This window comes from Streptomyces sp. NPDC053750 (genome assembly GCF_044544295.1).
GTDB lineage: Bacteria > Actinomycetota > Actinomycetes > Streptomycetales > Streptomycetaceae > Streptomyces.
On record NZ_JBITXB010000007.1, the window covers coordinates 103763 to 123276 of the forward strand.

Below are 19514 nucleotides of genomic sequence, written 5' to 3' on the forward strand. Positions count from 1 at the left end.
GCGACGGCAGAAGGGGCCGTGGCGCAGATGGCCGACGCACAGAGTGAAGCCGGACGGATCGGCGAAGTCATCCGTCAGGCACGCGTATTACAGCGGCGCTCGCAGAAGGACGTTGCCACCGCACTGGGCTACCACCAGTCGAAGGTGAGCCGCCTGGAGAACGGCAGGGGCACGGAGGACGTGCGCGTGCTGCGCGAGATCGCGAAGGTACTGGACATCCCACCGCAACGCCTCGGCCTCGCCGCTGCCCCCGACGCCAGCCCCAGCGATCCCGGAACCGAGGACATGCACCGCCGCACCTTCCTTGCCGCGAGCGTCGCCGCGCTCGCGGCAACGCCGACGCCAACCATGGCGCACCACGACCTGATCCAGGTCCTGCTGCCGGGACCGAGCCCCGCCGCCACCGGTGACTCCTCCGGTATCGACGAGCTGCGGGAGCGAGCGCGGACCGTGCGCCGGCTGTTCTGCACGTGCGACTACGCGAAACTGGAGCAGGCCCTGCCGGGCCTGATCGCCGACCTGCGCCAGGTCGCTGGCGGCTCCTCCGGTTCGGCGGAGGCGTCCGGGTTGCTCGCGACCGCCTACCAGACGTCGGTGAGCCTGTTGCTGAAGCGAGCCGACCAGGGCAACGCCTGGCTCGCGGCCGGCCGGGCCATGGCCGAGGCGGAAAGGTCCGGGGACCCTGTCGTCCTCGCCGCCAGCGTCCGCGTTCACGCTCACGTGCTCGTACGGGAGAAGCACACAGCCCAAGCCGTGAACATGGTGCGCCACACCGTCGACCAGCTCAGCGGCTCCTACGACCAACGCTCGCCCCGATACCTGGCAGCGGTCGGCCTGCTGCTGCTCCGCGGAGCTACCGCCGCCAGCAGAAACGGCGACCGAGACACCACCCAGGACTTCCTCACCGAGGCCAAAGAGGTGGCCCGCTACGTCGCATTCGACAGGCCGGACGCCTGGGCGAACTTCAGCCCGACCAACGTAGCCCTGCACGAGATCAGCGCAGCTGTCTCATTCGGCGACGCCGGAATCGCCCTCCAAACCGCTCGGCCTCTCATGCGGCGGCACATCCCCGTCCCCGAGCGACGGGCCGCGCTCTGGGTGGAGGCCGCCCGCGCCTACAGTCAGCAGGGCAGACTCGCCGACGGCTACCAGGCCCTGCGCATCGCCGAGAGCTGCGCGGCACAGGACGTCCGACGCCCGGCCGTACGCGAATTGGTCGCCGACATGGCAGCCCGTGACCGTCGCCGGGCGCTGCCCGAGCTCCACCACTTCAGCCGCCAACTGGGAGTGCCCGCGTGATTGACCAGCACAACAAGCCGTTCCTCCAGATCGTGGTCTGCGCGGCCGGGGTCGCCGCCGACGTCGGCCGGCTGATCACGGCAGCACAGGAACGGCACTGGGACGTCGGCGTCGTAGCCACCCCGCAAGGAGTCGGCTTCCTTGATGCCGAGGCGGTCGAGGCCCGGACCGGCCGCCCCATCCGCTCGGCTTGGCGGTCACCGGGTGAGCCACGCCCGAGCCGGCCTGCGGATGCGCTCGCGGTCGCCCCGGCCACCTTCAACACGATCAACAAGTGGGCCGCCGGGATCTCGGACAATCTCGCGCTGGGCATCCTGTGCGAGGCGCCCGCCATGGGTGTACCGGTCGCCGTACTGCCGTACCTGAACTCCGCCCAGGCCGCCCACCCTGCATACCGACGGAGTCTGGACCTGCTGCGCGAGATGGGTGTCCTGGTCGGCTCCTACGAGCCTCACCGGCCGAAGGCGGGCGGCGGGGCCGACCGCTACCGCTGGGAGGAAGTGCTGGAGCTGCTTGCCCCGAGGCTGTCCGCGCGGTCGTGATCAGCGCCGATGCGCTCGCGGTTGCGGGAGCGAGACGGTGGTTGCCTCGTGGGCCGGAGTGCTGGGTGTCCCATCGGGCCGTGCTGCGCTGTGGGCCTGTGCTGCACGGGCGCGTGCGTTGGGCGTCGGCCGTGCGCTGACGCGTTGAATACGCCACGCCAGGGTCCTTGCGGGGGAGCGGGCGTCATCCAGGGCACGTTGGTCGGCGGCCTGCCTGAGAAGTCGTTCCGGGTCGTGCCCGAGTGCTTCCGCTTCAGCGAGTGCGGCAGTGAGGGCAGCGATCGCGGGATCTGCGAGGACCTGCTCCGAGTGCGCGGGTACGGCCCGACGGATGTGGTGGACGTGCCGGTCCACCTTCGGTTGCGGCGGTCGGTGCCGGACGAGGGCGGTCAGGGGTGCTGCTGCCTGGTCGTATGCGGCTTGGAGGTGGAGCAGAGTCTGCTGGGCGGCGGCGACCTGCTGGTCGTGGTGGCGGAGCTGGTGCCAGCGGGTGGCCGCGATGGTGACGAGGATTGCGGCGTCGAGGAACATCGCCAGAGCCGTACCGTCCCCCGGTGCGGGCTCGCGGAGCATCGCCCGTATGGCGCTTCGCAGGGCGCGGGCGTGGTGGTGTTCGGCCTGAATGCGGGAACGCGTGGCGCGCTCGAAGGCGGAAGCGGCTTCGCGGAGCTGGGCGCGGATGGGCGCGGGGGCGAGGAGGGGCAGGGCGTCAAGGGCTTCACCGAAGGCGGCGAGGTGGGCCTGCGAGGCTCCATCGTCGTGACCGCTGAGGTGGTGGGGGATGTGCTCGGTGGCGGCGATGGCCTGGTGCCAGGGGTTGGGAGAGCGAGGAGAGCGCTTGCTCGGCTGGTTGGTGAGCTGCGGGTCGGTGGCCTCCAGGCGTGCTCGGATCCTGGGGAGGGACAGGTCCGGGGCGAGTGTGGAGCCGGAGTACCAGATGGGTTCCTTGCCGGCGGTGAGGTTGTCTTCGCTGGCGACCTTGTAGCCGCGTACGTCGCCGGAAGGGAAATACACGGCTTCGACCAACACACCTTCGGTGCGGCTGAGCAGGCGGATGAACTCCTCGGTGCTGGTGGAGGCGGCCACGGCAGTGCGGACGATGGTGCGCAGGCGTTCACGAGCCGACTTGTCCCGGCCTTGGCGGTGTGCCTTTTCCTGCTCGGCGCGAGTGGAGCGTCTGGCGGCGGTGCGGTCTCCGCGGACGACTTGAAGGAGTCCGTACTCCTTCTCGATGGCGGCGAGTTCGCGGTCGGCGGTGAGGTAGTCGTTCCAGTGGCGTGCGGTGCTCAGGTCGCCGCGGACCTTGGTGGCGGCGATGTGAATGTGGTCGGGGGCGTGACGGACGGCGACCCAGCGGCAGCCGTCCGGGTCGTCTTGTGGCGCGATGCCGGTGGCGGCCACGACGCGGCGGGCTATGTCGGCCCATTCCTCGTCGCTGAGGCGGCGGTCGGTTATGGCGGCGCGGAGGGAGCAGTGCCAGACGTGCCGCTCGGGTGCGCGGCCGAGTCGGCGGGCTTGCTTGACGCGGAGGTCGAGGTCAGCCACGAGAAGCCGCTTTGTGGCGGTGAAGTCGTCCATACGGCCGGGGTCGGGGGCGAAGCCGTCCCAGGAGGCGACGAGGTGGGGGTCGGTGTGGTCTTTGGCCTTCTTGGTGTCGAACAGGTAGCGGATCAGGCCGGCCGTGTCCTTTCCCCTGCTGATCTTGGCGATCACCGGGCGGCCTTGTTGATGACGGCCTGGTTCGCAGCTGCGGCGATCTCGCTGATGGCTGCTCGGACCGCGCTCAGGGTGCGCTCGGTCTGGGCGAGGACGGTGGTGTCCCCAGGGTGTGGATGGTCGCCGGAGTTGAGTTTCCGGGCGATCTGGTTGGCATTGTTGCCGATCTTGGCGATCTGCTCGCGCAGTGCGGTCAGCTCGTCGATGTAGTCGTCCAGCGGGGTGCGCTGGCCCGGTAGGGCGAGGTCGCCGTGGATGTGGGCCATGACGACGGCGCCGACGTAGTGGGCGCCGGCGATGTTGAGAGACCGGGCCTTGGCGAGGATGGCGCTCTTCTCTTCGATGCTGTAGCGCACGTCGACGCGTTCTTTGCGCTGGGTGTCTTTGCGCTTGCGGCGGCGGGCGATGCGGTGCAGGGCGGCGGCTTCGGCGGCACGAGGGAGGACGACGGGGGTGGCCTGGACGCGTTGTCCTTCCTCGGGTGCCCCCTGGCGCCCGTGGGTCTCCGCCACCCCCGGGGCGGAACTCCCGTTGGACCGCCCCTTGGACGGTCCAACGGCATACCTTGCTGGCTGGGTGACGCTTGTGGTCGTCTCCCGCTGTCCGGAGGGCAGCTCACGTCGGGCTTCGCGCATCGGGGCAGTCCTTACTAGGAGTCGGCGGACGGGATGTGCCAGGGGCGGTCGGCTCCGCCCTCTGTCCACTCGCTGAGCAGCGCGATGACGGGCGGTACCGACCGGTCAGCGCGCTAGGAGACGCGCTCGGGCGTACGGTCGAGTTCGGCCTGCAGGCGGCGTGTGATCTCGGTGAGGCGGTCCTTGCCGACGGGGTGGCCCTGGGCTCGGATCGCCGCTTCGACGTGGCGGCGGGAGATACGTCCTTGGCGGCCCAGGGGCGCGGCGCGGCCGAGAGCCAGGAGCGTTTCCGTGGAAACGCTGGGCTGCCGACCCTTGATCGGGCTGTGGGGCTGACGCGCCTCCGCCACTTCGGCCGGAGGGTCCGCCACGTCCGCGATGTCCTTCGCCACAACTTCAGGCCGTGCTTGTGCCGCGCCCTTCGAGGCATCGGCCGTGTCGCTGTTCGGAGCGGGCCGCAGCACGTTCTCGACGTGAGTGTGGCGCTGAGCACTGACCGGTTCAGTGGAGTGCCGTCGAGTGGGGTGGCGGCGTATGACGAGATCCAGGTGGACGGCTCCGGCGAGCGCAAGCGGGGCGATGGCCGACAGTGCGCCGACGGTGACGTCGTCCAGGTGGAGCCTGGCGGCGTCGCTCTCCTGGTTGAGACGGACGGCGTGCAGGGCGTTCGCCCAGATGCTCGTGATGGTGGCGATGCCGACGAGGGCCCAGACGTAGAGGCGAGAGCGCCAGGGGGCGGCACGCAGGATGAGCAGGGCCGCGACGCCGATGGCGATGAACCCGTCGATCACGAGCGGGAAGGCGTACGTCAGCACTCCGCGGATGTGGATGGCCACTGCCATCTGCCGCAGGGCGTCGTACGAGAGGGCGAAGCCGATCGTGCCGACCAGAGCGACCCCCAGGCGGATCGCGGCGGTCATCATCGGTACTGGGGTCGCGGTGGTGCGTACAGGCAAGCGAGTGCTCCAAGCGGGGAGGGATGGTGGGCGAAGAGGTGGCGGACCCGTCGCACCCGTCGCACGGCTGGTCAGAGCAGGTACGGGTGATCGTCGTGGTACGAGACGACTCGTCGCAGCGACGACACCCGTCACGGGGGTGACCTGCGATGTGACGGGTGCGACGAGTCTTTACGGGTGCGGGCCCGGGCCTGTCGGGGCGCTCTCGTCACCGTTCTCAGGAACGGACGCCTCCGGGCAGTACCGCGCCCAGGCGTCGGTGAAGCGGAGGCGTGCGAAGCCCTTGGCCTGCCTGCCGCCCTCGAAGCGGAGGGTGGCGGCCTTGATGTCGAAGTCCTTCAGGAGGAGCCCAAGATGGCGTGGGCTGAGGCCGGTGGTGCCGTACTCGGCCCATGGAGCCTCTTGGTCCTTGAGAAGCTCCTCCAGCAGGTCCCGGGTGCGCATGATGTCCGGGTCGCCGCAGCGGGCGAAGGCGCGCCGGATGTCCTGCAGGAGGCGCGTCTTGAGATTGGACTCGTCGTCCTTGTCCGTCTCTGCGGCGCACATGGCCGCGCAGGCAGCACGTGCGTCCTCGGGCCAGGTGCCGCCGGCCAGCTCCGCGACGATCACGAGCGGTTCCCAGGTGTCCGCCGCACGGTCCTGCACCGGCATCCGCGGTACCAGGTCCACGGCGGTGTCCATGAGCGGACGGAGCCACGCCTCCAAGCGGTCCCGCAGAGCGTGCAGGACTGGGATGTCGCGGCGGGAGCGGAACTGTTCGACGCGCTCGCCGTCCTTGCGGCGTTGCATGCGGATCACCACCGCCCGGTCCATGACCGTGTCCGGCAGGGCGCCGATGCCGGCGAGCGCGGCCATGGCGAAGGTGGGGAACTTCCGCGTCTTGTGCTCGGGGCCGGAGATCCGCAGGGCGGGCCGGTTGCGCTGGTGGCCGGCGTTGAGCAGGCCGCGCAGTTCCTCGTTCTTCTCGGCGGCCTTGATGCTGCCGAAGATGGTGTCGGCCTCGTCCACCAGCAGAGTGGGCGGGTCGTCACCGATGGCACGGAAGACGACAGCCGGGCTGGTGTTCACGGTGATCAGCGGGTCGTGCGCCGTCTCCGTGATCACGTCCAGCAGGCGGGACTTGCCGCACCGCTTCGCCGGCCCGACCACCGCCAGGCGCGGTGCGTGCTGCAGTGCGGGCTGGATGTGCGTGGCCGCCACCCACAGCGTGACGGCGGTCAGCGCCTCGCCACTTGGCAGGATCACGTACCGGGCGATCGCTGCGCGCAGCTCGTCCAGCAGGCCGGCCCCTTCGTTGGAGCTATCCGTCTGATCACGCTCGCTGGATGAGGGATCGGACGCCGGGCCCTGGCCGGGGATGGCCACGGGTGGCCAAGACGGGGTGACGGCGGGTGCGGTGGGGGCTGGAGAGGTCGTGGATTCGTCCACAGGCGTTCCTTCCTGGTGAGTTCGGACGGGCAAGGTCCGGACTCACCGAGACAGATCGTTTTCTGGCAAGGGGCGATGTGGGAAGGGGCCGCGCGGCTCCCGGCGGTGGCTCGCCGAGAGCCGCTTCGCTTTCCCGTGTGGTGGTCTCAGACGGCGAGGTCGTACGCGGCCTGGGCATTGAGCCAGGTGTCCACCTCGACCCAGCGGTAGCGCAGGTGGCGACCGACCTTGTGCGCGTTCGGGCCGATGCCCCGGTACTTCCACTGGTAGAGCGTCTTGACCGGCACCCCGAGGTACTCGGCGACTTCCGCCGGGGTGGCGAGGGGGCCGCGTCGGTTGGCGTCGGCAGTGGTGTGGTCAGGGCGGGGGGAAAGGCTCGGCATAGGGCTCCTTTTTCGGTTTCGGACAACTGCGTGGACAACACAGCCACACCCTGGGCGGAGAAGTCCAGAGTTGGTTCTAGAAGGCTCCAGAAGTTCCCGTTGGTGAGCGCGGGAGGCAATACCGTAAGGGCGAATTGGCGGTTGACCAAAAAGTCGGCGCCAGGGTGATGTGCTGTTCGTAAGGCCAGGTGGTGGCCCATCGTCGAGAGGTGCGGTCAGCTACACTGCGCTCGCTTTCCGGTGAGCGGAATCGGCGGCGCAGCCTCCCCGGTGCCGCGTGTCGTGCATTAACCGGCGCAATTGTTGATCCGGCCGGGTGCGACTTCTGTAGGGTTTAAGAATCAACTCTTGCCAAAGGATTCGGCTGCAAGTTACAGCTACCTGTTATGGCAACTCGACCTCTCGAAATAGGCCCCGCCGGCTTGCATACCGCCCGCGCTATCGAGCGCATGCGGCTGGCGCTCGGCCTCACCCAGCATCAACTGGCTGCCCACTGCACCGCGATGGGCCGCCCGATGACCAACACCGCGCTCAGCCGCACCGAGCGCGCCCATCGACGTTGCAACATCGACGACCTCGTCGTGATCGCCGAAGCCCTCGGTGTTCGTGCTACGGCTCTGCTGCCTGCCGGGGTCTGCCCCGCTCACCCTCGCCACACCGAAGCAGACCTCTGCTGCCGTGCCCAGGGGGTCCTCCTTGGCTGACGTGTACGACCGCTGGCACAAGTCCCGTCCCAAGCCGGACGAGACCCAGTGCAGCGAGCACAAGAGCCGCACCCGGCGGATGGTCCCGACCTCCGATCACGGGATCGGTAAGCGCTGGCAGGTCCGGTACCGGGACCTGGACAGCCACCAGCGCAAGGAGAACTTCCACACGAGGGCCGAAGCCGACAAGCGGGCGGCCGAGGTCGACGTCGAGATCCGGAGCGGCAGCTACGTCGTTCCTGCCGAGACGAAGCAGACGCTCGGCGCCTACGCCCAGAAGTGGCTCGACGCGAACTCGGTAGGCCCGACCACGGCCCTCCGCTACGAGGCCACCGTCCGCAACCACATCGTCGCCCACCTCGGCCGGCGCGAGCTGCGGTCCCTGAACAAGCCCTCGGTCGTTCAGGGCTGGATTCGCACACTGCAGGACGGCGGCTTCGAAGTGTCGACGATCGAGGGCATCTTCGACATCCTCTCCAGCATCCTCGGCATGGCTGTGGAGGACGGGCTGCTGCCGAAGAACCCTTGCAAGTCGAAGTCGGTCAAGCTGCCGACCGCGACCAAGAAGAAGATCGTCCCTTGGTCCCTGGAGCGTGTGCGTGCCGTCATCGCCGGGCTGCCCGAGCGCTTCCAGGCAGCCGGCAAGCTCGCCTTCGGGTGCGGCCTACGTCAAGGGGAGGTCTTCGGCTTCGCCGTCGAGGACATCGACTGCAGAGGCGGCTGGATCCACGTCAACCGCCAGGTGCGGCTCGTCGGCACGAAGCCGGTTTTCGCCCTGCCCAAGGGCAACCGGATCCGGTCAGTGCCGCTGTCGGCGCAGCTGGCCACTGCCCTCAAGGGCCACATGAGGCGATTCCCGCCCACGGCGGTCACGCTGCCCTGGGCGAAGCCCGACGGCGAGCCCAAGACCTTCCGGCTGCTTTTCGTCGACGAGAAGGGCCGAGCGTACAACCGCAGCGTCTTCAACATGGGCGCTTGGAAGCGAGCCCTGGTCGCCGCCGGCGTGATCCCTCCCCGCGAGCGCGGGGCGAGGTACCTCCAGGCGGCTCCTGAGGACGGCATGCACGCCCTCCGTCACGCGTATGCCTCCGTGCTCTTGGACGCGGGGGAGAGCATCAAGGCGCTCTCCGAGTACCTCGGCCACTCGGACCCGGGCTTCACGCTCCGGACGTACACGCACCTGCTGCCCTCCAGCGAGAGCCGGACCCGCAAGGCGATCGACGATGCCTTCACAGACGCGGAGGGCAGCGGCGACCCGCCCACCACCGCGGACACATCAGTGACCTCGGCCGAACCGATGTGTCCACAATGCGCCCTGGTGGCCTGACGGCCCGGCACATGACCGGGGTGGGACCGAAATCTCCTCGCGCCTTCCCTGTAGCCGCCCCTGGCCCAACGCGGTGCCGCTGGCCTGGAGCTGACCCTGCACTACATCGACGTCGCCGCCACCGCCCACTGCCCGTGCAGTGGCTTCGGCGGGGCACAGTAACGGGCGTGGCAACGGTTATACCGACAGCAGCTGTGTGATCGACAGGGCGGCGGCGGAAAGTTGGGTTCTCACGGCGTCGACGTCGATCTCATCGGCCCGGTGGCGCGGGATGGTGGCCGTGATGGAGCCGGCCACAGTGTGCTGGGCGAAGTACGGCACGGCGATGCCGTAGCCGTCCGGGATGCGTTCACCGTCGCCGACGGCCCAGCCGCGGTCGCGTACCTGGGCCAAGTCCTTCCTGATCGTGGTGCGACGCAGTGGCGTGCGGTCGGTGTATGTGACCAGCGGAAGGTCGGAGAGGGTGTCGTCGGGCAGGAAGGCGAGGATGGCTTTGCCCGCGGCGCCCGCGGCGAGAGGGACATCCGATCCAGTAGGCAGGTCATAGTGGATCGGTTTGCTTCCCGGTACTACGGCGGTCATGCGTGCCGTCCGGGTGGCCGGGTCGTACTCGGCCAGGCCGATGGTCTCTCCGGTCTGCTGTGCCAGGTCCCGCAGCGCTGGGAAGACGATCAGGGTGATGGAGTGGAGCGGACCGAGTGCGGCTGCCCAGCGCAGTAGCAGCGGCCCGGCCACGGCGTGCTCCTCGTGGGTGGTGGCGAGCCCCGTGGCGAGTGCGGTGTCGAGGAGCCGGGCGGCGGTCGCAGGGTTCCCTTGCAGTACGCGAGCCAGCGCCCGTCCACCCAGCGGCAGAGGTTGTGAAGCGGTGAGCGCGGAGAGCAGACGCTCGATGCGAACGGTGGCCGAACCGCCGTCCTCGGCGGGACTCGGGCTGGTGGGGGTCGCTCGGCCGTGTTCGGGTGCCGGCCGGGGCGGTGGTGAGGTCAGGCTGCCGACCTTGCGGGCGGTTTGGCGGACGAGGGGGGCGAAGCGTTCAAGGTCGGCGTGACGGGTCTCGTGCCGTGGGCGGGTGGCGGAAATCGCTCCCAGCAGGCCCGCCGCGTGGAACGGGGCGGCGACTCCGGCGGCCAGGGCGACGTGTTGTCCGATGCTGATGGTCACGCCGTCCTCGCGCGCCTGGTGCAGGAGTCGCTCCAGTTCGGCGGGGTCGGTGACGGTATCCGGCGTGTGCGCGACCAGATCGAGGCGGGCGAGGACGTCGGGGCCGAGTTCGGTGAGCATGGAACGGCCGGCCGCGCCGGCGTGCAGGGGGATCACGGCGCCGGGGTCGAGCCGGTAGCGGACGGGACCGTCCGGAATCGCGGACAGGGCGACGAAGCCCTCCGTGCGAACGGGGTCGTACAAGGACAGCAGGATGGTGGCGTCGCAGGCCCGGGCGAGTTCCTCGGCCAGTGGACGAGCCTGGCCGAGCAGCGGGTGCGAGCGGTGGAGCCGGTCCGCGAGGACGCGTAGCCGGGGTCCGCAGACGTAGGTGGCGTTCACTGTCTGCGTCGCCAGGTCGCGCTCGGTGAGCGCGTGGAGGGTCCGGTGGACCGTGCTGCGGCTGAGGCCGAGGTCTTCGGCAAGTTCGCGCACGCCCCAGGGCAGCTCCGGTGGCCGACGGGTGAGGGCGTCGAGGGTGACGACGATCCGGTCGTTGACGGCCGATCCGCTGCTCACAGCGACCACCGCCAGGCGTGACTCGTCGACTCGCTCCACAGCGACGCGAGCATGTGCGGACGCTCCATCCTCCGCCTTCCCCCTGCCGTTTCTCACCTGGTCGGCCACTGTACGTGGCGCCTTTCGACGCGGGCGCCCCGCTGCTGTCGCCGGTCGCTCGCGGTGGCTGTCGGTGCCGTCCGCGTTTCGAGCGGGACGCGTCCGAGGGTTGACAGCAGGCGAAGACCGGCCAGACACTCACCGAACAGTTTACAGGACGCTGTCCCATTTTTTGCACAGCGAGGTGCGAGATGTCAGTCCCCACGGACACTGCAGAGGTGACCCCCGTCACCGACGAACGCCGCCGCAAAGCGAAGAAGGCCACCGCCGTGGCCGCCTTCGGCACGTTCATCGAGTACTACGACTTCAGCGTCTACGGCTATGTCGCCGCGACCCTGTCGATCGTCTTCTTCCCCAGCGACAACCCGACCGTCGGCCTGCTCAACACTTTCCTGGTCTTCGGCTCGGCCTTCGCCGTCCGCCCGCTGGGCGCCTTGTTCTTCGGTCGACTCGGCGACCGCGCCGGCCGCCGGGTCAGCCTGGTCGCAAGCATCGGCCTGATGAGCCTGGCCGCCGCCCTGACCGGACTGCTGCCCGGTTACGCCACCATCGGCGTCGCCGCGCCGATCCTGTTGATCGTCCTGCGCATGCTGCAGGGCTTCTCCACCGGCGGCGAGATCGGCGGCGCGGCCAGCTACATCCGGGAATGGGCGCCCAAGGAGCGGCGCTCGCTGTACATCTCGTTCATCCCCGGCGTCGCGGTGTTCGGCAAGGCGTGCGCGGCGGGCATGGCGGCGCTGGCCGCCTCGTTCGTGCCGGAAGAGTCGATGGAGGCATGGGGCTGGCGCCTGCCGTTCCTTCTCGCGGTCCCGCTGGGCCTGCTGTGTCTGTACCTGCGGCTGAAGATCGAGGACACCCCCGAGTTCCGCGATGCCGAGCCCGCTGACCGCAGTGACCGCAAGCCGCTGAAGGAACTGACGGCCGGATACCGCGGCCCACTGGCCAAGGTCATGGCGATCTCCACGGTGCAAAACGTCGGTACATACGTCGGCACTGTCTTCGTCGCCTCGTACCTGAGCACCGTCCTGGACTTCAGCGAGAGCCAGGCCGCGACCATCGTGCTGCTCGCCGTTCTCACGGCCGCCGTGTTCATCCCCCTGTGCGGCCAGCTCGGCTCACGACTGGGCGGCAAGCGCGTCCTGATCGTCTCCTACGTCGCCTACATCGCCGTCACGATCCCCTCGTTCTGGCTCATGGGCCGCGGCTCGGTGGGCCTGGCCATCGTCGGCCTGATTCTCGGCATGGTCCCGTACGCCCTCTGCCAGGCCGGCACCTACGCGGTCATGCCGGAGTTCTTCCCCGTCCAGGTCCGTAACACCGGTGTCGCCTTCGGCCACAGCATCGGCGCTGTCATCGGCGGCGGAGCCGGACCCTACGTCAGTACCTGGCTCATCGACTCCACCGGCAGCACCTTCGTGCCCGCCTACATCCTCGTCTTCTTCGGCCTGTTCGGCCTCGGTATCGCTCTCGGCGCGGTACGCCGCAGCGCCTCTGACGACCACCTCTACGCCTGACCCGCACGACCCGACCGAACGGACCAGACACGCATGCCGTCGTTCTACGTCTCCGACGCCATCCACCCCCAGGTGCTGGACACCCTGCACGAGATGGGCGAAGTCCACCTCGGCTACGGCCCCACGGCCACCCCCTACGCTGCCGTCCAGAGCAGCGTGGATGCGGTCATGCTGCGCGCCGAGCGGTTCACCGCCGACAAGATCCAGGCATCCCCCCACCTGAAGATCATCGCCCGGCACGGGGTGGGCACCGACAACGTCGACATCCAGGCCGCCACCGACGCCGGCGTCTGGGTCACCGTCACCCCCGGCAGCAACGCCCGGTCCGTCGCCGAGCACGTCTTCGCGCTCGCCCTGGCCCTCGCCCGCCGCGTCCCGGCCGCCACAGCAGGTACCGTCGCCGGCCAGTGGGCCACCATCAAGCCCGTGCTCACCGGGATCGAGCTGCACGGCCGCACATTGGGCCTGCTCGGCTTCGGCCGCATCGCCTCACTGACCGCCGGCATCGCCCGCGGTTTCGGCATGCCTGTTCTCGTCTCCGACCCCTACGTCGCCCCGGACACCGTGGAGCAGTACGGCGCCCGGCTCGTCCCCCTCGACGACCTCATCGCCCAGTGCGACGTACTGAGCCTGCACGCCCCGCTCACCGCAGCGACCAAACACATCATCGACGCTGCGGCCATCGCCCGGATGCGCCCGGGAACCGTACTGATCAACACTGCCCGCGGCGGACTCGTCGATGAGACCGCCGTTCTGGCGGGGCTCGAGTCCGGCCACCTGGGCGGAGCAGCCCTCGATGTCCTCGACGGCGAGTCGACCGACATGCAGGACCCCCTCCCACACAGTCCGGAACTCGCGGCCCGGCTCGGCAGCCTGGACAACCTGATCGTCACGCCGCACATCGCCGGGCAGACCAGCCAGTCGCTGCTGGCCGCGGGCACCCAGGCCCTCGCCTGCATCCAGCAGGCCCTCGCAGGCCAGGACCCGGAGCACGCCGTCAACACCGTCAGCGCCGCAGCCTGATCCCCGCCCCTCACCTTCCCGGAGACGAGAACGCCTTGTTCATCAACGCCTCGACCGACAACATCGACATCGCCCCCGCCTGGGAACGCGCCGACCTGGACGAGGTGAAAAGGCTCGCTCAATACCCGGTGGCGCTCGTCGGCGACGTGCAGGCCCGAATGGGCATGATGGCCGCGGCCATCCGCCCTGTGACCCCCGCACCGCGACTGGCCGGTACCGTCCTGCCCGTCCTCGCCCGCGAGGGCGACAACCTTGCCATCCACAGGGCCCTGGACGACGCCCGCCCGGGCGACGTCCTCGTCGTCAACGCAAACGCCGAGATCAACCGCGCCGTGTTCGGTGACCTTCTCGGCGAGATCTGTCTCGCCAAGGGCGTCACCGGCATCGTCATCGATGGAGCCGTCCGCGACGTCGAAGAACTCGCCGGCCAGGGACTCGCCGTGTACGCCCGCGGTATCTCCCCCGCCGGCCCCTGGAAGAACGGACCCGGCCGCATCGGCTTCCCCGTCGCGTGCGGCAACGTCGTCTGCAACCCCGGCGACGCCATCTTCGGCGACAGCGATGGCATCGTCGTCATCCCTCGACGTGATCTCACCGCCGTCTTCGAACGGACCCTGGCCCAGGAGCAGACCGAGCAAAAGATGCGCGAGGCCATCAACGCAGCTGCCCAGCTCGCCCACTGACCACGGCCTGAGCCAGACCCCTGCACCACGCGTCGCTCGCTGCCTGGACCCCACCGCACAGTGGTCCTGGCGTGACGCGTGCAGTGCGGGAACCGGGGATGGACGGCAAATGAGGGTGCCGTCCATCCCTGGCAGACCGCTCACCGTCACGGCGTGGCGAGTGCGGCGGCACGTCGGCCCGGCAGGGCACACCTGTGCCCCCGGCCGAACCAATGTGCCCTCAATGTGCCCTGGCCACCCGACGGCCCCTCCGGCACACGACGAGGGCGGAGCCCGAAAGCCTCGCCCGAAACCTGCGAAACCCCAGGTCAGGCCAGCTCAGGGCCACACCAGGCAGTACGCCTGATGCCCCGCCTCATGCAGCCGATGGCTGAAGTCCTGCCACTCGTGCAGCAACTGGTACACATTGAACGCGTCCCGCGGACCGCCCCGGTCCGGCACCGTCGACCAGATGAAGGCGGCCGCGCCGACCGCCTCCTCGCCGATGCCGCGCAAGGGGTCGACGACGGTCATCGGGAGTTTCACGACCGCGTAGTCGGGATGCAGGACCACCAGTTCCAGCGGGGGCACCTTGTGCAGGGGGACGCCCTCGATGCCGGTGAGGACCATGGCGGCCATGGTCTCGGGCTTGATCTTGGTGAACATGCCGTTCATCCCGAGCTCGTCGCCGCCCAGCTCCTCGGGGCGCATCGAGATCGGGACGCGGGCCGCGGTCGCGCCGTCGGGCGCGCCGAAGTACTTGTAGGTCACCCCCACCCGACCACCATTCCTGCTCCCCGCCCCCAGCCGGTCGGCCCGCCGCTCGAGCCGGTCGGGCTCGCTCGGTGCGCCTGGTCCCTGACGTGCTTCGGTCGCTTCCTCCGCCTCGCGTCGGTGCCTTCCGCGCCGGGCACGTCGAGGACCCAGGTCGTCGGTCCCCTCGCCCAGTCCGCCACCGCGATGCATATCTCCACCCGACTGCTTTTCTAGGACGCGTGGCCCCCGCCGCGCAACCCGATCATCGTGTCAGTGACCTCCCCCACGGCCGCTCGCCGAAACGTGCGGTGAAACATATGTCCGTTGCATGGCCGTCGCACGGCCGTCGCATGTGCGTCATATGTCCCCGGGGCGCCGGTAGCCCCCGTCCGCGCCGCCCGTATGAGCTGCGTGGACGTGCTCCAGTCTGGCAGACGGCACGGCGTGCGGGCAGGTTGTCTAACCTGAATGAGGTCACCCTGGGCAACCAGAGGCCGAGCAGAGTCCGATACGTCGGAGAAGGTCGAGAAGGTCGGAGAAGTCGCAGGTCATGAGCGAACTGGCATATCCATACGAAGCACCGGCCTCGCAGGCTCTGTTCGACCGCGCGGCGGCCGTCACGCCCGGCGGCGTGAACTCCCCGGTGCGCGCCTTCCGCGCCGTCGGCGGCACGCCCCGGTTCATGGTGTCCGGCACCGGGCCGTACCTGACCGACGCCGACGGGCGGGAGTACGTCGACCTCGTCTGTTCCTGGGGGCCGATGATCCTCGGGCACGCGCACCCCGAGGTGATCGCCGCCGTGCAGGAGGCCGTCGCCCGCGGCACGTCGTTCGGCACGCCCGCCGAGGGTGAGGTCGCCCTCGCGGAGGCCATGGTCGAGCGGGTCGCGCCGCTGGAGCAGGTGCGGCTGGTGTCCAGCGGCACCGAGGCCACCATGTCGGCCATCCGGCTCGCCCGCGGCTTCACCCAGCGCACCAAGGTGATCAAGTTCGCCGGCTGTTACCACGGTCACGTCGACTCGCTGCTCGCCGCCGCCGGCTCCGGCGTCGCCACCTTCGCGCTCCCCGACACCCCGGGCGTCACCGGTGCCCAGGCGAGCGACACGATCGTGCTGCCGTACAACGACCTCGACGCCGTGCACGCCGCCTTCGCCGCCCACCCCGGTGAGATCGCCTGCGTGATCACCGAGGCCTCGCCCGGCAACATGGGCGTCGTGCCGCCGCTGCCCGGCTTCAACCAGGGGCTCAAGGACGCCTGCGCCGCGAACGGCGCGCTGTTCGTCTCCGACGAGGTGATGACCGGGTTCCGGACGAGTCGCGCCGGGTGGTACGGCGTGGAAGGCGTCGTTCCCGATCTCATGACCTTCGGGAAGGTCATGGGCGGTGGGTTCCCCGCCGCCGCGTTCGGCGGGCGGGCCGACGTCATGGCCCACCTCGCCCCGGCCGGTCCCGTCTACCAGGCCGGGACCCTCTCCGGGAACCCGGTCGCCACCGCCGCCGGCCTCGCCCAGCTGCGGCTCCTCGACGAGGCGGCGTACGACAGGATCAACGCCACCTCCCTCCGGATCCAGGCCCTCGTCACCGAGGCGCTCACCAAGGAGGGTGTCGCGCACACGCTGCAGACCGCCTCGAACATGTTCTCCGTCTTCTTCACGGACCGGCCGGTGCGCAACTACGAGGACGCCAAGGCGCAGGAGTCCTTCCGCTTCACCGCCTTCTTCCATTCCCTGCTCGCGAACGGTGTCTACCTGCCGCCGTCCTCCTTCGAGTCCTGGTTCGTGTCCACCGCCCACGACGAGCGGGCCGTCCAGCGCATCGCCGACGCCCTTCCGGCGGCGGCCCGCGCGGCCGCGGAGGCGACGGCATGAGCCACAACGCCGACAGCGCAGACAACGCGAACAGCACGGACCCGGACATCACCGTCGTCCACGTGATGCGGCACGGCGAGGTAGAGAACCCCACCGGTGTCCTCTACGGCCGGCTGCCCGGCTACCACCTCTCCGATCTGGGCCGGCGCATGGCCGACCGGGTCGCCGAGCACCTCGCCGGCCGCGACGTCACCTACGTCGTCGCGTCCCCGCTGGAGCGGGCGCAGGAGACGGCCACGCCGATCGCGAAGGCGCACGGCCTGGACCTCGGCACGGACGAGCGGCTCATCGAGGCCGACAACGTCTTCCAGGGCAAGACCTTCGGCATCGGCGACGGCGCGCTGCGCCGGCCCGCCAACTGGAAGCACGTGCTCAACCCGTTCAGGCCGTCCTGGGGCGAGCCGTACGTCGACCAGGTGGTGCGCATGATGGGTGCGCTGAACGCGGCCAAGGACCGGGCCCGCGGACACGAGGCCGTGATCGTCAGCCACCAGCTGCCGATCTGGATCCTGCGGTCGTACGTCGAGCGGCGGCGGCTGTGGCACGACCCGCGCAGGCGGCAGTGCACGCTGGCGTCGCTGACGACGTTCACGTTCCAGGGCGACCGGATCGTGTCCGTCGGCTACACCGAGCCCGCCCGCGACCTCGTCCCCGCCCACCTCCTCGCGGGCGCCAAGCCGGTCAAGGGCCAGAGCAAGGCCTACGGCGCCTGAAGACGCCCCCCGCCCCAAGGCACGTGCCGCGCGGTACGTGACGCTCGTTACCGAATCCGCACACATATCCGGAACCCGCACGTTCGTCACGTCCTCTGACCGAGTGACCACCAGAGGACGTGACGAACGAGGTTGCGATGCGCACTTCCACCCGCACTCTCACCCGCAGGGGGATGCTCGGACTCGGCGCGGGCGCCGCGGCCGCCGTCGGGCTCGCGGGCTGCGGCTCCGGATCTCACACATCGTCGGACGGCTCGCACCAGGCAGGCGGTTCCGGTGAACCCTCGCCCTCCGGCAGCAGCAAGGCCCCCGCGAAGCCCATCGGCGACGGCTCCACGTCGTACACCGGCAAGCAGCCGCACCAGCCGGACGCGCCCGTGCCGCTGGAACCCGGCCAGACCCCGCCGCAGTTCGTCGTCTTCTCCTGGGACGGCGCGGGCGAGGTCGGCAACGGGCTCTTCCCGCGCTTCCTCGACCTCGCCGAGGAGCACGGCGCGCACATGACCTTCTTCCTCTCGGGCCTGTACCTGCTGCCCGAGTCGAAGAAGCGCCTCTACGACCCGCCGAACAACCCGCGCGGCGCCTCCGACATCGGCTACCTCACCGACGCCCACATCAAGGACACCCTCGCGGGCGTCCGCCGGGCCTGGCTCGACGGCCACGAGATCGGCACCCACTTCAACGGCCACTTCTGCGGCGGCAGCGGCACGGTCGGCAACTGGACCCCGGCGCAGTGGCGCAGCGAGATCGACCAGGCGAAGTCCTTCGTGAAGGAGTGGCGGACCAACAGCGGCTGGACCGATCTGCCGTCACTGCCCTTCGACTACGACAAGGAACTCGTCGGCGGCCGCACGCCCTGTCTGCTCGGCCAGGACAACCTGCTGCCCACCGCCCGCGAGCTCGGCTGGCGCTACGACGCCTCCTCGCCCGGCGGCCGTCAGGTGTGGCCGGCGAAGAAGGACGGGATCTGGGACCTGCCGTTGCAGCAGATACCTTTCCCCGGCCACTCCTTCGAGGTCCTCTCCATGGACTACAACATCCTCGCCAACCAGTCGGTCAACTCGACCAAGGCGCCCGCCCACAACTACCCGGCCTGGCGCGAACAGGCCACCAACGCCTACATATCCGGCTTCAAGCGAGCATACGAGACAAACCGGGCACCTTTCTTCATCGGCAACCACTTCGAGGAGTGGAACGGCGGCATCTACATGGACGCCGTGGAGAACGCTCTCGAGCACATCGCGCGCGAGAGGGAGAAGGGCGAGGACATCCGCCTCGTCTCGTTCCGTCAGTTCACCGACTGGCTGGACGTGCAGAAGCCGGAGGTGCTGGCGGGGCTTAGGACCATCGACGTCGGGCAGCGGCCGGCCGGCGGCTGGAGCGCCTTCCTCAAGGAGTCCCCGGCCTCCTCGGGAGCACCCGCAAACGCCGCCTGAAATGCGGGTTTCCGCCCGTGAGGGGGGTGTGCAAGATCCCCGGAACGGACATGCGAAACTTTTCACATGAGTGCCGCCAGCCGCGCCCCCCTGCGCTCGAACCGCACGAACCGCACCGCCGCCCGCGCCCGTAGTCGCGCCGCCCTGGCCGTCGGCGCAGCCGCCGCGGCGCTGCTCGTGTCCGCGTGCAGCTCCGGCGGCACCTCGGGCGGCGGCGGCCAGACCGGCTTCATCACCGGCTCGGACGGCATCGCCACCGCCAAGAAGGGTGAGCGCGCCGACGCCCCCGAACTGTCCGGCGAGACCGTCGACGGCGGCCAGGTCGACGTCGACGACTACAAGGGCAAGATCGTCGTCCTCAACGTCTGGGGCTCCTGGTGCCCGCCCTGCCGCGCCGAGGCCAAGAACTTCGAGAAGGTCTACCAGGACGTCAAGGACCAGGGCGTCCAGTTCGTCGGCATCAACACCCGCGACACCTCCACCGGCCCGGCCCGCGCCTTCGAGAAGGACTACGGGGTCACCTACCCGAGCCTGTACGACCCGACCGGCAAGCTGCTGCTCCGCTTCGAGAAGGGCACCCTCAACCCCCAGGCCGTCCCCTCCACGCTCGTCATCGACCGGGACGGCAAGGTCGCCGCGCGCACCCTCCAGGCGCTCAGCGAGGAGAAGCTGCGCAAGATGATCGACCCGTACCTCGCCGACGGATCCGACGACTCCGGCAAGTCGGAGAAGTGA

The 19514-nt window shown here is 69.7% G+C and carries 18 protein-coding genes; 11 read left to right on the top strand and 7 right to left on the bottom strand.

Annotated features, from left to right (window positions below):
* Positions 1–27: 27 nt before the first annotated feature.
* Together ACIGO6_RS21140 and ACIGO6_RS21145 are read left to right on the top strand one after the other, a co-directional pair.
* Positions 28–1299, top strand: a complete 1272-nt coding sequence (locus ACIGO6_RS21140) for a helix-turn-helix domain-containing protein (protein ID WP_399878420.1) — start codon at positions 28–30, stop codon at positions 1297–1299.
* On the top strand, positions 1296–1841 hold the full coding sequence (locus ACIGO6_RS21145; protein WP_399878422.1) for a flavoprotein: 546 nt from the start codon (positions 1296–1298) through the stop codon (positions 1839–1841). Before ACIGO6_RS21140 ends, ACIGO6_RS21145 begins: the two co-directional genes overlap by 4 nt.
* Here ACIGO6_RS21145 and ACIGO6_RS21150 read toward each other — a convergent pair whose 3' ends face one another.
* The 5 genes from ACIGO6_RS21150 to ACIGO6_RS21170 all read right to left on the bottom strand — a co-directional run bounded on the left by ACIGO6_RS21150 (position 1842) and on the right by ACIGO6_RS21170 (position 6959).
* Positions 1842–3554 (bottom strand): relaxase/mobilization nuclease domain-containing protein, encoded by a 1713-nt coding sequence (locus ACIGO6_RS21150; RefSeq protein WP_399878424.1) that lies wholly within the window; start codon positions 3552–3554, stop codon positions 1842–1844. It lies immediately after the preceding gene.
* Positions 3551–4069 carry a plasmid mobilization relaxosome protein MobC gene (mobC, locus tag ACIGO6_RS21155; protein ID WP_399878426.1) on the bottom strand — a complete coding sequence of 173 codons (519 nt, stop codon included), beginning with the start codon at positions 4067–4069 and terminating at the stop codon, positions 3551–3553. Before mobC ends, ACIGO6_RS21150 begins: the two co-directional genes overlap by 4 nt.
* A gap of 236 nt (positions 4070–4305) precedes the next feature.
* The gene (locus tag ACIGO6_RS21160; protein WP_399878940.1) at positions 4306–5112 is read right to left on the bottom strand and encodes a DUF2637 domain-containing protein; all 807 of its coding nucleotides are present in this window, start codon (positions 5110–5112) and stop codon (positions 4306–4308) included.
* A gap of 207 nt (positions 5113–5319) precedes the next feature.
* Positions 5320–6576: a DUF3631 domain-containing protein gene (locus tag ACIGO6_RS21165; RefSeq protein WP_399878428.1), complete on the bottom strand. Its 1257-nt coding sequence runs from the start codon at positions 6574–6576 to the stop codon at positions 5320–5322.
* Between the two features lie 146 nt (positions 6577–6722).
* Positions 6723–6959 (bottom strand): helix-turn-helix transcriptional regulator, encoded by a 237-nt coding sequence (locus ACIGO6_RS21170; RefSeq protein ID WP_399878429.1) that lies wholly within the window; start codon positions 6957–6959, stop codon positions 6723–6725.
* A gap of 449 nt (positions 6960–7408) precedes the next feature.
* On the opposite strand from ACIGO6_RS21170, the gene ACIGO6_RS21175 reads away from it, so the two are divergent.
* Together ACIGO6_RS21175 and ACIGO6_RS21180 are read left to right on the top strand one after the other, a co-directional pair.
* Positions 7409–7663, top strand: a complete 255-nt coding sequence (locus ACIGO6_RS21175; RefSeq protein WP_399878430.1) for a helix-turn-helix domain-containing protein — start codon at positions 7409–7411, stop codon at positions 7661–7663.
* Position 7664: 1 nt separating this feature from the next.
* Positions 7665–8990, top strand: a complete 1326-nt coding sequence (locus tag ACIGO6_RS21180; RefSeq protein ID WP_399878941.1) for a tyrosine-type recombinase/integrase — start codon at positions 7665–7667, stop codon at positions 8988–8990.
* Positions 8991–9167: 177 nt separating this feature from the next.
* Here the strand turns inward: ACIGO6_RS21180 and ACIGO6_RS21185 are convergent, their stop codons facing one another.
* Positions 9168–10709, bottom strand: a complete 1542-nt coding sequence (locus tag ACIGO6_RS21185) for an IclR family transcriptional regulator (protein WP_399878432.1) — start codon at positions 10707–10709, stop codon at positions 9168–9170.
* Between the two features lie 317 nt (positions 10710–11026).
* Between ACIGO6_RS21185 and ACIGO6_RS21190 the strand changes: the two genes are divergently transcribed.
* The 3 genes from ACIGO6_RS21190 to ACIGO6_RS21200 are packed head-to-tail and all read left to right on the top strand — an operon-like array spanning position 11027 to position 14028.
* Positions 11027–12322, top strand: coding sequence for an MFS transporter (locus ACIGO6_RS21190; RefSeq protein WP_257101738.1), 1296 nt, complete (start codon positions 11027–11029; stop codon positions 12320–12322).
* Positions 12323–12355: 33 nt separating this feature from the next.
* Positions 12356–13345: a hydroxyacid dehydrogenase gene (locus tag ACIGO6_RS21195; protein ID WP_399878434.1), complete on the top strand. Its 990-nt coding sequence runs from the start codon at positions 12356–12358 to the stop codon at positions 13343–13345.
* Between the two features lie 35 nt (positions 13346–13380).
* Positions 13381–14028: an RraA family protein gene (locus ACIGO6_RS21200; protein WP_399878436.1), complete on the top strand. Its 648-nt coding sequence runs from the start codon at positions 13381–13383 to the stop codon at positions 14026–14028.
* A gap of 318 nt (positions 14029–14346) precedes the next feature.
* Here the strand turns inward: ACIGO6_RS21200 and ACIGO6_RS21205 are convergent, their stop codons facing one another.
* Complete coding sequence (locus ACIGO6_RS21205) at positions 14347–14784, bottom strand: hypothetical protein (protein WP_003992141.1); 438 nt, start codon at positions 14782–14784, stop codon at positions 14347–14349.
* A gap of 529 nt (positions 14785–15313) precedes the next feature.
* Between ACIGO6_RS21205 and hemL the strand changes: the two genes are divergently transcribed.
* From hemL to ACIGO6_RS21225, 4 genes are all read left to right on the top strand, one after another.
* On the top strand, positions 15314–16630 hold the full coding sequence (gene hemL / locus ACIGO6_RS21210) for a glutamate-1-semialdehyde 2,1-aminomutase (protein ID WP_399878439.1): 1317 nt from the start codon (positions 15314–15316) through the stop codon (positions 16628–16630).
* Positions 16627–17343 carry a histidine phosphatase family protein gene (locus tag ACIGO6_RS21215; protein ID WP_399878441.1) on the top strand — a complete coding sequence of 239 codons (717 nt, stop codon included), beginning with the start codon at positions 16627–16629 and terminating at the stop codon, positions 17341–17343. The genes hemL and ACIGO6_RS21215 overlap by 4 nt, the downstream gene beginning before the upstream one ends.
* Positions 17344–17480: 137 nt before the next feature.
* Positions 17481–18779 carry a hypothetical protein gene (locus ACIGO6_RS21220; protein WP_399878443.1) on the top strand — a complete coding sequence of 433 codons (1299 nt, stop codon included), beginning with the start codon at positions 17481–17483 and terminating at the stop codon, positions 18777–18779.
* A gap of 66 nt (positions 18780–18845) precedes the next feature.
* On the top strand, positions 18846–19514 hold the full coding sequence (locus ACIGO6_RS21225; RefSeq protein ID WP_399878445.1) for a TlpA family protein disulfide reductase: 669 nt from the start codon (positions 18846–18848) through the stop codon (positions 19512–19514).